The sequence below is a fragment of the Pseudoalteromonas spongiae UST010723-006 genome (genome assembly GCF_000238255.3).
Taxonomy (GTDB): domain Bacteria; phylum Pseudomonadota; class Gammaproteobacteria; order Enterobacterales; family Alteromonadaceae; genus Pseudoalteromonas; species Pseudoalteromonas spongiae.
Genome location: NZ_CP011039.1, coordinates 975,080 through 989,246, shown reverse-complemented (window position 1 = coordinate 989,246; position 14,167 = coordinate 975,080). Strand labels below are relative to the sequence as shown.

At 41.0% G+C, this 14,167-nt stretch carries 12 protein-coding genes; 4 read left to right on the top strand and 8 right to left on the bottom strand.

What is annotated here, in order from left to right; all coding sequences use genetic code 11:
* Positions 1 to 118: 118 nt before the first annotated feature.
* The gene (locus PSPO_RS04655) at positions 119 to 1,516 is read right to left on the bottom strand and encodes a sigma-54-dependent transcriptional regulator (RefSeq protein WP_010560588.1); all 1,398 of its coding nucleotides are present in this window, start codon (positions 1,514 to 1,516) and stop codon (positions 119 to 121) included.
* Positions 1,517 to 1,524: 8 nt separating this feature from the next.
* Positions 1,525 to 2,619 (bottom strand): sensor histidine kinase, encoded by a 1,095-nt coding sequence (locus PSPO_RS04650; protein WP_040642454.1) that lies wholly within the window; start codon positions 2,617 to 2,619, stop codon positions 1,525 to 1,527.
* 127 nt (positions 2,620 to 2,746) lie between these two features.
* Here PSPO_RS04650 and PSPO_RS04645 point away from each other — a divergent pair, with 127 nt between their 5' ends.
* From PSPO_RS04645 to PSPO_RS04630, 4 genes are all read left to right on the top strand, one after another.
* Positions 2,747 to 3,334 (top strand): DNA-3-methyladenine glycosylase I, encoded by a 588-nt coding sequence (locus PSPO_RS04645; RefSeq protein ID WP_010560590.1) that lies wholly within the window; start codon positions 2,747 to 2,749, stop codon positions 3,332 to 3,334.
* A 120-nt stretch (positions 3,335 to 3,454) separates the two neighbouring features.
* Entirely contained in the window at positions 3,455 to 3,994 is a 540-nt protein-coding gene (locus PSPO_RS04640; RefSeq protein ID WP_010560591.1) for a cytochrome b, read from the top strand.
* A 53-nt stretch (positions 3,995 to 4,047) separates the two neighbouring features.
* A complete protein-coding gene (locus PSPO_RS04635) occupies positions 4,048 to 4,608 on the top strand; it encodes a YceI family protein (RefSeq protein ID WP_010560592.1) in 561 nt (186 codons plus the stop codon).
* A 134-nt stretch (positions 4,609 to 4,742) separates the two neighbouring features.
* Positions 4,743 to 5,036 (top strand): PAAR domain-containing protein, encoded by a 294-nt coding sequence (locus PSPO_RS04630; protein ID WP_010560593.1) that lies wholly within the window; start codon positions 4,743 to 4,745, stop codon positions 5,034 to 5,036.
* Positions 5,037 to 5,062: 26 nt separating this feature from the next.
* On the opposite strand, the gene PSPO_RS04625 is transcribed toward PSPO_RS04630, so the two are convergent.
* From PSPO_RS04625 to PSPO_RS04600, 6 genes are all read right to left on the bottom strand, one after another.
* The gene (locus PSPO_RS04625) at positions 5,063 to 6,298 is read right to left on the bottom strand and encodes an anthrax toxin-like adenylyl cyclase domain-containing protein (protein WP_010560594.1); all 1,236 of its coding nucleotides are present in this window, start codon (positions 6,296 to 6,298) and stop codon (positions 5,063 to 5,065) included.
* Positions 6,299 to 6,307: 9 nt separating this feature from the next.
* A complete protein-coding gene (locus PSPO_RS04620; RefSeq protein WP_040642451.1) occupies positions 6,308 to 8,434 on the bottom strand; it encodes a PDC sensor domain-containing protein in 2,127 nt (708 codons plus the stop codon).
* Between the two features lie 45 nt (positions 8,435 to 8,479).
* Positions 8,480 to 10,147 carry a hypothetical protein gene (locus tag PSPO_RS04615; protein ID WP_148665226.1) on the bottom strand — a complete coding sequence of 556 codons (1,668 nt, stop codon included), beginning with the start codon at positions 10,145 to 10,147 and terminating at the stop codon, positions 8,480 to 8,482.
* A 191-nt stretch (positions 10,148 to 10,338) separates the two neighbouring features.
* Positions 10,339 to 11,583 carry a hypothetical protein gene (locus PSPO_RS04610; protein ID WP_010560597.1) on the bottom strand — a complete coding sequence of 415 codons (1,245 nt, stop codon included), beginning with the start codon at positions 11,581 to 11,583 and terminating at the stop codon, positions 10,339 to 10,341.
* 29 nt (positions 11,584 to 11,612) lie between these two features.
* Positions 11,613 to 12,140 (bottom strand): DUF6931 family protein, encoded by a 528-nt coding sequence (locus tag PSPO_RS04605; RefSeq protein ID WP_010560598.1) that lies wholly within the window; start codon positions 12,138 to 12,140, stop codon positions 11,613 to 11,615.
* 9 nt (positions 12,141 to 12,149) lie between these two features.
* A complete protein-coding gene (locus PSPO_RS04600) occupies positions 12,150 to 14,162 on the bottom strand; it encodes a type VI secretion system Vgr family protein (protein ID WP_010560599.1) in 2,013 nt (670 codons plus the stop codon).
* Between the last annotated feature and the right edge of the window lie 5 nt (positions 14,163 to 14,167).

Here is a 14,167-nt window from a genome sequence, read left to right as displayed (position 1 = left end):
TCAAGAGTTTATAATGGCATTTTTTTGACTTTGATAAAGTTTAGACAGAAATAAAGCCTCCAGTCAGAGGCTCGATTTAAAAAGTAGGTGTATCTGTTGTGCTCAGTACAATGATTTTTTATGCAGGTAATTCAATTCCCATCTCACGCATTTTTGCAAGTTTATAACGTAGTGTTCGCGGGCTCATACCAAGACGCTCAGCAACGTCTTTACGCTTGCCATCACACGCGCGAAGCATATCTAAGATAATTGAGTTTTCTTTATCTTTAAGCTCTTGTTTATAACCCTGAGCATCATCTACTTGGGTTGATTGCACAGTTGCGACGTCTGGTGCTACTTGCTCAGGTTCTTCACAAGTCAGCTGTATCTTTGGCGACAGGCTTGTTGGTTGCATGCTTGCTACCGAGCCTAAGAAAATATCATCTGCGGTAATCATTTTATGGCTTTGCAAAATCAGTGCGCGCTGCACAACATTTTCAAGCTCGCGAACATTACCTGGCCAGTTGTAACTAAGTAATTTTTCTTTAGCTTGTGCGTCAAACTGCACCGGCATGTCATTATTATGACGCTGAATTAAATGCTCAGCCAACGGGACGATATCCCCTGGACGCTCAGCAAGTGGCAGCCACTCGAGCGGAAAAACATTAAGGCGATAATATAAATCTTCGCGAAAAACGCCTTGCGCCACCGCCTCTTTTAAGTCGCGGTTAGACGTTGCAAGCACACGTACATCTAAATTAATGGTCTTGCGAGAGCCAAGACGCTCCACTTCACGCTCTTGCAGTACACGCAGTAATTTCGCCTGTAGGCTCAAATCCATCTCAGTAATTTCATCGAGTAAAATAGTGCCACCTTGCGCTTGTTCAAACTTACCAGGACATGCTTGAATAGCGCCAGTAAACGCGCCTTTTTCATAGCCAAATAAAGTGGCTTCTAGCATATTTTCAGGAATCGCCGCACAGTTAATCGCAACAAAGTTCTGCTCTGCACGCGGTGAACTATCATGAATATAACGTGCCATCACTTCTTTACCTGAGCCACTTGGCCCAAGCACCATAACGGATGCATCAGATTTCGCCACTTTCTCTGCAAGTTGCATCAGCGCTTTACTAGCTGGGTCTTCAACAATTGGCCCATCTTTAATGGCTTCTTTTTCTGGTAAATAACGACTTACCATGTTTAATAACACTTCTGGTGCGAATGGTTTCGCCATGTAGTCAATGGCTCCTAAGCGCATCGCTTCAACCGCATCATCAATAGTCGCGTAAGCTGTCATCATTAACACAGGTAAATCAGGGTAGTTAAGCTTAATACTTTTAAGTAAATCGATACCTGACATAGTGCCCATTTGCACGTCACTGACCACCATTGAAATACCGCCTTCTTTAAGCTTAATAATTGCTTGTTCGGCACTGTCGGCTTCAACACAATTAATATCAGCCAATGCTAGGGTATCGACTAACGCTTCTCGTAAACCAGAATCATCTTCTACGACTAATACTTTTGCATCGTTCATAATCACTCCTAACATGCTGTTTTAGAGATAATCGGTAGGTACAAGTTAAACTCAGCCCCACCAAGCTCACTATTGCCTGCTTTTACAAACCCTTGATGGCTGTTAGCAACCGATTGAACCACGGCAAGACCTAACCCGGTACCGTGTGATTTAGTGGTGAAGAACGGCTCAAAGATCTGTTGGATAGCCGTTTCACTTAACCCCGTGCCGTTATCTTTCACCGAAATTTTGACGTGATCTGCGAATTTTTCAGACCGCGTTGCACTTAACTCAATTTTTCCACCTTGGCCACAAGCTTGCACCGCATTGTGCACTAAATTGCTAATTGCACTGCTCAGCGCAACTTTATTAGCGATAATTTCAATATCAGGCTCAGGCAATTTAAGGTCGAGAATGCATTGTTGGCGCATAATCATTGCTTCTGAAGCATGCGTTACATCCGTTAGCAAAGCTTGCATAGACACAGGTGCAAGTACTTGTTGCTCACCACTTTTGGCAAATAACAGCATATCGTTTACTTGGCTTTCTAAATCTTGCAAACGCGACATCAACTTTTCATGAAAATTGCTGCGCGCCGTTGGGTTTAATTTTTCTGACGACAGGTTAGCGGCATATAGCATTGCCGCTGATAACGGGGTTCTTACTTGGTGTGCTAAGGATGCAACCATTTTACCAAGCGCACTCAAACGCTGCATATGTGCAATACGTGACTGTAATTGGCGTGTTTGCGTAAGATCGGTCATTAAAATTAACTGACCTGGTTCAGGTGTGAGCGGTGAAATATCAAGTTTCACTAATCGACCATCACGAAGCGTTACCTCGTGACCATCACTACCATTGGGCGCAAAAGAACGCTGAATAATGGTAAACCAACGCTCGCCTTCTAACGGCTCTCCGAGTAAATCAATTGCGATTTGATTGGCCTTTGCTACCATGCCGTTACCATCAAGCACAATGACGCCCGCAGGCATGGTATCAACCAAATGACTAAGCCAACTTGCCTGTTTTCTTAATTCACTAAGTTCACCCACGTACTTTTCCTGCATCAAACACGGGTTGTATACCTCTTGAAATTGTTGGGGTATGATTTGAGCTAACGCCATAATTACACCAAATAATTTACTCTAACTAATCGGTGTAGATACACAAAACGTGCCAATTTTTATTTTCAATAAATACAACAAGTTAAATTAAAAAATAAGACGTCAATTATTTGTCTAGGGGATTTTTATGTGTTTTAGATGCGAGTGGTTAGATACCACTAAAGCTGATTATGTAGCCTATCACGATACCCAATGGGGCGTGCCTTTGTTTGATGATAATGCACTGTTTGAATTCCTCACACTAGAATCAGCGCAAGCTGGACTGAGTTGGTACACAGTATTAAAAAAACGCGATAACTACCGCAACGCGTTCGCCAACTTTGACCCAACTGTGGTTGCCCAATTTGATGAAGCAAAAGCGCTTGCCTTAATGGAAGATAAAGGCATTATTCGCAACCGCTTAAAAATTAATGCCGCAATTAACAATGCACAGTGCTTTTTAGCAATACAAAAAGAGTTTGGTAGCTTTGCTAACTATCAATGGCAATTTGTAAACAATAAACCGATTGTCAATAACATCAACAGTAAAGCTGATTACCAAGCCACCACTGCCGAGTCGCAAGCTTTTGCGAAAGACCTTAAAAAACGTGGCTTTAAGTTTTTAGGACCGACCACTGTGTATGCTCATATGCAGGCATGCGGCATGGTTAATGATCATCACAATCAATGCTTTCGCAAAGACGAAGTGATTGCACTTTACTCATCGCTTTTCTAATACCCTTTCAACTTAAACACCTCTATTAATAGTCAAAAGTGAACAATGAATTCACTTTTGAGCTATTCACATTCAAATGAAGCTCAATTAAAGTGTTTCTATCTATTTAAGGAAATGATTATGCTTCTCGATTCCAACACTAAATTCGGTACTATTAGTAAGCTACTTCACTGGCTTAGTGCACTTGTTATTTTTGCATTATTCGGCGTTGGATTTTGGATGGTTGATTTGAATTATTACAGTGAATGGTATCGCACAGCGCCCCATTGGCACAAAAGTATTGGCATTATATTGCTGGCATTCACGCTAGTGCGCATTGGTTGGAAAGTGATTACGGTATCACCTAAGCCCGTCTCTACCCATTCACCTAAAACTCGCGTTGCGACAAAACTAGGTCATACGGCCTTGTATGGGATTTTATTGATAATTTTGACCAGTGGTTATTTGATCTCAACCGCTGATGGTCGCGCAATTGCTGTTTTTGACTGGTTCGAAGTAGCAAGTTTAGGCGAGTTAATTGCAAATCAAGAAGATATTGCAGGCAGTATTCATCAATATGCCGCTTATAGCTTAATGGCAATTGTCGGTATTCATATATTAGCGGCGTTAAAGCATCACTTTTTTGATAAAGATGACACGTTACGCCGAATGATTAAGTAACCTCTGATTTGGCTAGTCAAAGCTCAGGTTGTATAAATTTAAAGGAAACAATTATGAAAAAAACACTTTTAGCAACAGCTCTTACGATGGCAAGCTTAACAATGCCAGCAATGGCTGCAGATTATGTGATTGACACCAAAGGCGCTCACGCATCAATTAATTTTAAAGTGAAGCACTTAGGCTACAGCTGGTTAACAGGCCGTTTTAATACCTTCTCAGGTGAGTTCAGCTACGATGAGAAACAACCTGAAGCAAGTAAAATTTCAGTTAATATTGATACCACCAGCGTTGACTCAAACCATGCAGAGCGCGACAAGCATTTGCGCGATAGCGACTTTTTAGATGTTAAAAAATTCTCTACAGCGACATTTAACAGCACAAAAGTGAAAGATTTAGGTGATGGTAAACTGGCGATTACCGGTCTTTTAACGCTACAAGGAATTGAGAAAGAAATTACTATCGATGTAGAAAAAATCGGTGAAGGTAAAGATCCTTGGGGCGGTTACCGCGCTGGTTTTGCAGGTACTACAGCGATTCAAATGAAAGACTTCGGCTATAAAATGGATTTTGGTCAAATCGATTTCGACCTTCACATTGAAGGCATCAAAAAGTAATACGCTGATCACAGCGCATTTAGGCAGCAATTAATGCTGCCTTTTTTATAGCCCGCCATAATCGCAACCCTTGTTTAACACTCAATTCCGAGTACACTAAGACATAACTTCCAACTCGCCGGCAAGGAATTTAAATGCCAGGTTTACCCGCTGCAAGAATTACTGATATGCATGTTTGCCCTATGGTGACAGGCGTAGTGCCCCATGTTGGCGGCCCGATATCTGGCCCTTCTGTGCCAAACGTGCTTATTGGCGGTTTACCCGCAGCCGTAGTTGGCGATATGGCGGTATGCGTAGGCCCACCAGATGTGATTGTGAAAGGCAGTACATCCGTTTTAATTAGCGGCCGCCCTGCGGCACGAATGGGTGATACAACAAGCCATGGCGGCAATATCGTATTAGGCATGCCAAACGTATTGATTGGTTAAAAAACGCGCTTTAAAGCGCGTTTTTTTTAAAATCCTAAATCAATATTTTGATATTCTTTTAACGGGAAGCCTTTCATATTTCCGTGTTTTCCTAACCACTCAACAAGGATCTTCATCCACTGGAAGCCCAATTTAAAATTCCAAATAGGGTTAAATAACGGCACATAATCCATTTGCACTAACTGCGCCCGTAAAGTACGCACATCTTGTTCGCTTTCCATTATCCAAATTCTGCCATCTGGAAAGTAAATAACCGCTTCGTAATCGACTTCGTCCACCATAGGTCTTCCTGCTTCATCGCTATGGTGAATTACCCAACCACCACTGCCTAGCTTCATACAACCTGCATTTACGCGCACCGCGATTTCTTCAATCAGCAGTGATAAGTTTCCGGTATGTGCACCTTCTTGGCGTCCATATTCTTGATACGTGCGAATAAACGTGTCACTGCCATCAACATCGCGCTGCCAAAAGCCATCTTTTTTACCGTTGGTGGCTGCCTGCACTACTTTGCGCTCTTCCTCTGAGAAAAACTTATTTTTCGGAAATACGCCCCACAGATCGTAATCTCCAGTTTGAACGCCCTTAAAATTAGATGGCGCCTTGGCACCAAAGCCAAGCGGGTTAGTTAAACCACATACTTGAATATAGTTTTGATCTGTTGCGACGGTAATACTGTGCTTTCGCGCCTCAGGACAATGTGCAACCAATTCGTTATCTTGCGCATAACACACAGCCCAATCACTATTAGTTGGACTATAAGCGCGCGACGTTTGGGCGATTTGGCTTACTTGAATAAGTACGAAGTTATGCTTTTTACCATCTTTTGACGCAGCAGTAATGGTGTACATATGATCATTAATACGCTGCTCTCGGTAAGCTTTACCCGCTCGTAACATCAGTGCCGGCAACGCCGCTTTGCGTTCAGAGCTAATGTAAAGTGGAATCGCCATTGCGCCATACTTGTTCATCGCTTCTGTTACTTTGCCGTCTTGCCAGCTCCTTGCCGTGCTATCTGTGCCCTTTTTACCAAGAGACGGATCAGCCAAAACAAACCCAGCCATAGGCCCCCAATCAGACGATTTCGCTTTAACATGATAGCCTTTAGTGGCATAGCCTTCACGGATAAGCTGAGTTGCATAAATGCCAACAGCGCGTGATGCAACCACAGTGTCGGTCTCTTTCGCTACATTGGCGAAAACAGTTGAGTGTTCTTGTGGTATACCTGCAAGTTGTTCCGCATTTTCAATTCCATTTTTCATTTGTTTGCCTTAGTAGTAGGTCATTATTGTTGTTATAAATATCATCACAGTTAGCAGTGGCCAGAACCAAATATTCGCGATACGTTTGTAAAATTTAGCATCTCCTCGCGACGTTACCGCTTTGTAGTATTGATGCGCAATTAGCATAAATGCCGACGCGAGCAAGTACAGCAAGAAATAGAATATCTCAAAATACACTACTTCATCTATTTGTAGGTGTTCACGAATACTATAGTGGGCAAGTAAAATAGTAAAAACCACAGCGGTTATATTGTTACGTAAATCACCATACGGAGTGTATGCCATACTCACAATACATGCATAAAGTAAACACACCATAACCATTACGGGTAATAAAGTTGTTACAAAAGGGCCTAAAAATTCACGCTCTAAATTAATACTGTAATTAAGCTCGGCACTCACATCTTGATTCGTAAACGTTTCAAGACCAAAATTTGTATTATAGTTTTGAAACGTGTACTTAAAGTAGCTTTGTACCAGTTTCCACTCTTCCATTACAATATCAGTTGCGACAGCAGGGTTATCCGCTTTACCTAGTTGCTCGTATGACTCTAAATCAGGCACAAGCACCACATTACTGCCTAAGTCAGATGCATTTAAGCGCAACACAATATTTTTATGATCAAACGGGTATTTTGAGTAATCAAATTGCTGACGCGTAACAATTGAAAAGTGCCAGCCAACTAGTAATGAACCATCACTCAGCTCTTTACGAAAATCTTCTTCAATTGATGACTCTATCGCTTCGTTAAAGCCAATTTTGGCGCTCAAAAATGCACGCTGCTTAGTCGTTAATTTCTGCCACACTTTACCCGTTAAATGAACATTGTTAGCGTTAACGAATTCTATCGATTCTATATAAACCCCTGTCGCAACATAGTTAGGCTCATCAACACGCATCTGTTGCATTCTGTTGCTATAGCTAGTTTCGAATGCTTCTCGCTGCGCCGTGGAGGTGACAATAACCGTATCAGCTGCCTCTATTGCATTGAAACTGCGTGCAAAATCTAACACCACTATACTGCTCAGCATGAGTACAATTGAAATAGAAACATTGTTCTGCGTCCAATTGATTTTGCGTCTGCGCGTCAAAAGCAGAATAATGAAAATTAAAGTAGCGGCATAACAGCTAATCGCAATTATATTAGTTTGGCGTCGAAAATCTTTGTCGATTTCAAACATGTCTGACGACATTCGTGTAATCAACAACCAGTTTGTATGTGGGATTAGCGTGCACGCTGCATAGTGTTCGTCATTATCGAGCGTTTCGCCATTAAAGAACAAGTAGTCGAGTTCGGGGTTAAAGCACTGTTCAATTTGCTTGAGGTATTTAAATTCTTCCGTGCTTGCAAGCGACGCTTTATTCTCAGATTCGCGCACATGGGCATAAACCGGGTGAGAAATTAGGTTCTGTTCTGTTGAGAATATAACGCCATAACCACCTAAACCTAATTTAAGCTTTCTCAAAGACGCTGTAAGGTAATCCAATGACACATCAGATGGAATAACACCTAGTGGGTATTCGCCATTGGCTTTTGCCGATTCAGATGCATAAAACGGCACTGAGTAGGTCGTCATTAATACATTATTTTGCGGCTCATAATAGGGTTCGGTCCAAATTGGTCCTTCTTTTAATGGCCTGTGATACCAACTAAATTCAATGTCGGGTTTATCGTAATCCAGTAAGTCAAACTTGCGCTCTACTCCAGTTAGGCGTTCATAATAAGGGCTGAAATAACGCGTATATTTATCATATTGATACGGGTGAAAAGTCACATTAAGGGAAAAAATATCCGGGTTATTTTTAAACTCATATTCAAGTAATTCAGGCGCGTAGCGCTTATCGTCAAGCTGGGTAATTTGCTTTTCAAACTCATCAACATGGAACATTGTCTCTGATAATTTTTCGCCGATTTTCTCGGCCGCATCTAACGTCTGCTGCTTAACCTGCGCTCTCACTTCAGCTTGAAAACGACTGTGTTTTTGATAAATGGCAAAGGTTGCAAAAAGTGCGCTCAATACACTAAACAAAAGACAAAATACTAAAAAAGGGGTTATTAGTCGGTTACCCATAGTTCTAGCAACCTTAACACCAGAAGTTGACGATATTTCCATTGAGATACTTTTTGTTAATCACATTTTGAAAGCAAATACTTGACACTACAATGGTGATGACACCGTTTGCACTTGTTTTAACCGCAAGTCAATACTTCGAATTTCTGCCTTTAATTTATTCTTCAGATAGGTCAACCCCTGTTTGATGTCTTCATTTGCTCGAGATACAAAGCCTTTTATTGAAGACCCTAAAATCTCACAAAAACGCTTAAACAGGTACACAATACCTGCAATCAAAACGCCTACTACGTTTACTAAAACAATAAGTGCAGCTAGCACAAACTTAATCAACTTAGTTAAGATTTTAACCAGATAACTCAGTGCTTTTTTGGCCCACGCAACCATTTTATCCATAAACTTTCTCAAATCTGACTTTGCCGCTGCCACTTTACGCTTAAGTTCAGTGTTGTCTTTTAATGGATCGTTGAAAGTAAAATCAACCTCTTCAACACTTTTCAGTCGCTTAACAAAGTTTGCCTTGGCCTTTAACAGCTCTATTTCTTTTGCATCTTGATCCGGTGACTTTGTTTTATCACTGTATTCTTTAATATTTTTTACCGTATTTTTAGTGTCCCAAATAGCTTTGCCCGTTTTGTAAGTCACTTGCGTCACTGAATTGAGGCTACTCCCAGTCTTGGTCACCATATCAAACGTATCTAGCCCAGCGCTGAAACCACCTGATGCAATTGAAATGGTATTCATTACAATCTGACCTGTTTTTGTTCGAGTGCTGAGCTTTCTGAAATCTAACTGTGTTAAATCTACTTGGGGGTTTTGCTTTTTAGCCTTAACGAAGCTGTGGATTAATGTGGCAAACGAAGACAACACATCAAACACTTTTATCCAGCGAAATACACATAAAATAATGGTTGCGCCAAAGGACGCTATTGTCGCTACAGTTGCGGTTACTGCTGACAAAATACCTGTTGTTAACTCTTGCGTATATTTGAGCAACTTAGCTCTGTTAGCCTTGCCACTAAAGCCCATGTCAAACGCACCTTGGTTCCGCGTTTCTTTATCAATTAACCCGATTACTTTATAGGTGTTATAAATATCTTTAAGCGGAGTCATCCAGCCGGAGCGATTAATAATAACCTGCTGTTCACGTGCGCGTTTAGCTATTGGCACCAACTGGTCCAACTTATCCATATCAAAGTTTTCTAAATTAGTGCCACCATTCATTACTTCTAACTGAGTTTTAGCAAAAATCAGCATTTGTTTTTTCATGATAAGACCAATCTCTCGAAAATCTTCTTTTAGTGCTTGAAGCATTTGCCAAATCAGTTTTTCAACATCGTCTTTGGTATTCTCTTTTGGTAAAGGGTGATGAATGAGTTGTCCATAGGCGACATCTTTAAAATAGTCAGTGAGCTTGCCATAGTCAGCAACTGCCTTTTGACCTTTATAGGTTTGTAAAAAGCACTGAATTTTACTGTTGTATGGGCCTTGTACTGTATCAAACAGCAAACGCACATCTTTTTCACTTAATTTACTTTGACGGTGCTGAATAATAAGTTGTTTGGTTTGTTGCCACTGAAAACAAAAACTCTCCCACTGATTGTCACTGAGGTAGAACAACCACTCAAAGTTATCCAAACTGTCCATGGATTTCTTTTTAAACTCTTCAATGCTGCCGACTTCTTTAGTAAGTTTATCGATAGCTTTCAGAAATGAGCGGTTTTTGTTTGAACGAAACGAGTTGATCCGTTTCATAATTTCATCTAGTCGACGCAGCTTATTGTAATTGGTGGTATCTACTACATGTAAAACTTTACCAACCTTTCTAGCTGCCAGGTTCAGAGCGCGAGATAGAGACATATAATTTTTTATTATTAAGCTTTTTAATTAATTGAATATAAACCCAAACGGCAGAATGTCTAGCCCAATGAGCTATTTGATATCAACTACAATCCAGTGTTAACAGGAAATGCAGATAGATTACCCTTTACCACAAACGAGTTACCCATCAATACGTCATAATGATGGCGATTAACGAGGTCATTTTGTTTGTATTTTGTTTGTTGTGCTAAACCTAAAAACAGTGTCTTAAGCTGTTGAGGATTAGTTGATTTTATACGCTGTATTGCATCTATTTTACCAAACCAGCCGTTGGTCAATTTAGTATAGGATTTACTTTGCATTTTGGCATATTCTACCTCTTTAGCCAGAATAATCTGATAGCAACCTAGCAATTGTTCTTTAGTCAGTGCAGCAAAACTATTTGCCTTAAACTGACATCCCCAACTAGTAAGTGTTTTATACGCAAAGTCTCTCGTAACGTAACCCGGATTACTCAACATGGTATTTTTAATAGGCTGCTGTTGACCATCCTCTGCCGCGTTGCCTACCAATGTGCCATGTCTGCCCGGCATAAATGTTGTGTAGTATTTTGTTTTCTTATGTAATTCAGGCATACGCGCTTTAAATCCTGTAGAGCGTTCATCTTCAGCAAAGACCCCAACAAAATGCGCAACATTGCCGCCGAGTTTTTTGTAGTCTTTAAATGGGTTTACCCCCCCTGGTACAGGGTCAAGTGCAAAAACATTTACCTTAATATTTTTTGCCAGCGAATGTTTGTTTAGTAAATTGGCAAACTCAAAACAACTTACACCACCTCGGCTCCATCCAATCAAATTTAATTGCGTAATCGGTGCATTTTTTCGAGCCGTTTGAATACGTGTAACCAATGCTCTCATATGTGCTTGTAGATCATCACTCAGCTCAACGGCTTGCTGTAACCACTTATCATAAGCAGGAGTAGTACTTTTCGTAAGCACACCAAAGCCACCATGGGAATATTTAGCGGGTTTGCTGTCAATTAGTAGTTTTTGTGCTCGCTTTCGCGTTTCGCAATTTCCTTGTGAAAATGGAAAACCCAATACAACGGCTAAAGCGTGCTGCATATTACTGGCTATCCCTGAACCAAAAATAGGCGCCAAAGCGCCACCATAGTAGCTTTTGCTGAACTTGATAAATTCGGTCTCATTTCCACTGCCAACACCATCTACAATCATATAATCTTTATACTCAATGCCTGCTGCGTGTTGGGCCAAAGAACTAACAAGCTCCCCTTGGTGGAAGATATTTTTCTTGTTGTAATCTCTCGCATTTGACGAGGTACCACAAAAAAACAGTGTGAATGTACTCATAGTTACCCTCTTAATCGCGAATCAGACACTTATTCAACTTGAACAATCTTTTTTTCCACCAAGGATAATAATATCGCTGCATTAATAGCGTGACCAACCATATTATCCGGTGGCATCACAACCGGTAGTTCAGGCGCGACAATCGAGCCAGTGCCTGACCAAAATACAGCATAGCCTAACCATCCAGCCGCGGTATCCAACCCTACTCGTTCAGCTAACTGCTGAGCTCGAATTCGCATGGTTTCATTAGGTGAACTCAACCAGTTTGCAACACACTCTAAAATAGCGGCATTTTCAGCGGCGATCCGGTCATTGTTAGATAAAACACTTAGTCCCCAGCGTATTGCTGTCATTACCGGTAAACCGTGCGCAATTAATTGAATTGCATCATGTGGTAAGTCATTCTCAACAAGCTGTGAGACTGCCATATTAGGCTGCCAATCTGGATTGGGGTGTAATAGCGCTTTAGCATTATCTGACGCTTGGTATTTAGCCAATATCACACTGACTTTAGGTTGTTTTAGTTCACTAACAATTGCATCGGTAATTATATTCATTGTGATTATTTAATTTATTTTAACCAGTGCACCGGTAATTTCTGCCATCGCAGCACCACTGAGTTTTGCCATTGCTGTTGATGTTACCTGCGCCCCTGCGGTGCCCTCTAGCTTAGCAATTGCAGTCGATTTAACATTTGCTCCCGCGGTACCTTCAAGGTTCGCTTGTGCCGTCGCTTTTATATCAACATTTGCGTTAGCACTAATTTTAGTTGAAGCATTACTTGATGTAGTAAAATTCATTGCAGAAATTTTAGTATCTTGGCTCGATTTAAGCTCAATGCTCGACGCGTCTATTTTAACCCCTGAGCTGCTAATCGTAATTTTGTTACTACCCACTTTTAGCTCAATTTGAGTATCGCCTTCCAAGGTTATTTTGTCGGCTTTTAACGTGTAATTATTTTTTACCGTAACCGTTTGAGAATCTTCAATAGATGTGGTTTGCGTCTTTTTGATGGTAACTGAATCTTCAGCGTTTACTAAGGTTGTTGCGTTATTCGCCACTGTAATAGCGAAGTCTTTACCCGAAGTAAGTGATAACTTCTCCTCACCCTTTTTATCATCAAAACAAATTTCATGTGCAGTATCATCTGCCAGCCCTGTTTTAATGGTCGATTGCGTCGCATCTTTTTGGGCATAAGGTGGCTGGGTGTTTCCGTTATAAACACTGCCAATCACAATCGGCTGATCAATATCGCCATTGATAAAGTCAACTAACACTTCATCACCAATGCGCGGAATAAACTGCATACCGGCATTTACACCTGCCGTTTGCTGCATGACCCTTAGGTAACAACTGGTCGATTTTGAATCGCTCACATCCCATAAAAAATGCACTTTGATACGACCATCTTTATCTTGGTTAATTTCACCTTTGCTATCAAATGAACCACTGTCAGCAACCACGATGGCATTTGTTATGCCGGTGTTTCTGGGTTTTGCAGGGTATTTCGGTGTAATCGGTAATTTAGGTGAGCGACATGTAACACGGCATTGGTAACTAGTACTGAGGTTACTTTGTGATACTTCAATATCATGATGACATGCCAGCACATTGTAGTCGCCTTGCCATTGTGTATTGGGGTGATTTTTCACTGACAGACTGGTACCTACAGTGACAATATTTGCATCCGTTAGCATCACAATATTTTGCGATTCACTTTGCTGAGAGTCGCTTAATTGCTTCACCAAGGTAGTGCTGTCACTGTAATCCCCTTTGTCAGACGATAATGAAAAGTGCTCTAACTTTTTATTCGTAAAGGTTGCAATAGATGTTGATGAAACCTGTGCAGAACCTGACTCGGTTTTTGCCTTATCGTAATTGTAACCCGATAACGAAATGCTTTTTGCAATTAGCTTTTGCTCAGGTTCAAACTTGCTCATGAGTAAGTTTGATGCAGACTTAGTTAAGGTATGGTCAAACTTCGCAAGGCTATTTGCAGAAAAAGGGGCGCTTGCGTTTTGTACCACTAACGTGTGCTTTCCCTCGTCTTGGGTAAAGTAAAAAATAACCCCCGCTTCAGCCATAATACGAGTAACAAACTGATAATCCGTTTCGTTAAATTGCGTACAGTACTCGTTTTTTGTTGATGGCATAGCGCCAAATTTATACGCACCTTTAAAACCCGCATTATCAAAAATGTCGGATAAAATGTCTTTAACTGTTTGCGCTTGATAAATGCGATAGGTACGACAAAATTGCAGCAGTGAAAGCCAGCTAGATAAACTAACCTCAAAGCTTCGTATAGATTCAGCGTTGGCTTCGAGTTCGCGAACCTCGGTAACATAACCATTGTATTGCAACAGCGTATTTGGACGTCCCGCCACATCTTGATACCAAGTGATCGATAGCGACTTGCCAAGTTGCTCAAATACGTCTTCACCATCAGTGATAATATTCGTTGTGATGGAAAAACTAGTGTTTAAAACATCATTAACCTTGCAGCTACTGAGTCTATACTCTTTGCCTTGCTCGGTTTTAGCAACAAGGTAACTGGTTTCGCCTGCAATATACGTATCCATAACTT

Excerpts from the sequence above, each read along its gene's own strand:
- PSPO_RS04650 (WP_040642454.1), bottom strand. The coding sequence starts at position 2,619 with ATGGCGTTAGCTCAAATCATACCCCAACAATTTCAAGAGGTATACAAC.
- PSPO_RS04645 (WP_010560590.1), top strand. The coding sequence starts at position 2,747 with ATGTGTTTTAGATGCGAGTGGTTAGATACCACTAAAGCTGATTATGTA.
- PSPO_RS04625 (WP_010560594.1), bottom strand. The coding sequence starts at position 6,298 with ATGAAAAATGGAATTGAAAATGCGGAACAACTTGCAGGTATACCACAA.
- PSPO_RS04630 (WP_010560593.1), top strand. The coding sequence starts at position 4,743 with ATGCCAGGTTTACCCGCTGCAAGAATTACTGATATGCATGTTTGCCCT.
- PSPO_RS04620 (WP_040642451.1), bottom strand. The coding sequence starts at position 8,434 with ATGGAAATATCGTCAACTTCTGGTGTTAAGGTTGCTAGAACTATGGGT.
- PSPO_RS04640 (WP_010560591.1), top strand. The coding sequence starts at position 3,455 with ATGCTTCTCGATTCCAACACTAAATTCGGTACTATTAGTAAGCTACTT.
- PSPO_RS04610 (WP_010560597.1), bottom strand. The coding sequence starts at position 11,583 with ATGAGTACATTCACACTGTTTTTTTGTGGTACCTCGTCAAATGCGAGA.
- PSPO_RS04655 (WP_010560588.1), bottom strand. The coding sequence starts at position 1,516 with ATGAACGATGCAAAAGTATTAGTCGTAGAAGATGATTCTGGTTTACGA.
- PSPO_RS04635 (WP_010560592.1), top strand. The coding sequence starts at position 4,048 with ATGAAAAAAACACTTTTAGCAACAGCTCTTACGATGGCAAGCTTAACA.
- PSPO_RS04615 (WP_148665226.1), bottom strand. The coding sequence starts at position 10,147 with ATGAAACGGATCAACTCGTTTCGTTCAAACAAAAACCGCTCATTTCTG.
- PSPO_RS04605 (WP_010560598.1), bottom strand. The coding sequence starts at position 12,140 with ATGAATATAATTACCGATGCAATTGTTAGTGAACTAAAACAACCTAAA.
- PSPO_RS04600 (WP_010560599.1), bottom strand. The coding sequence starts at position 14,162 with ATGGATACGTATATTGCAGGCGAAACCAGTTACCTTGTTGCTAAAACC.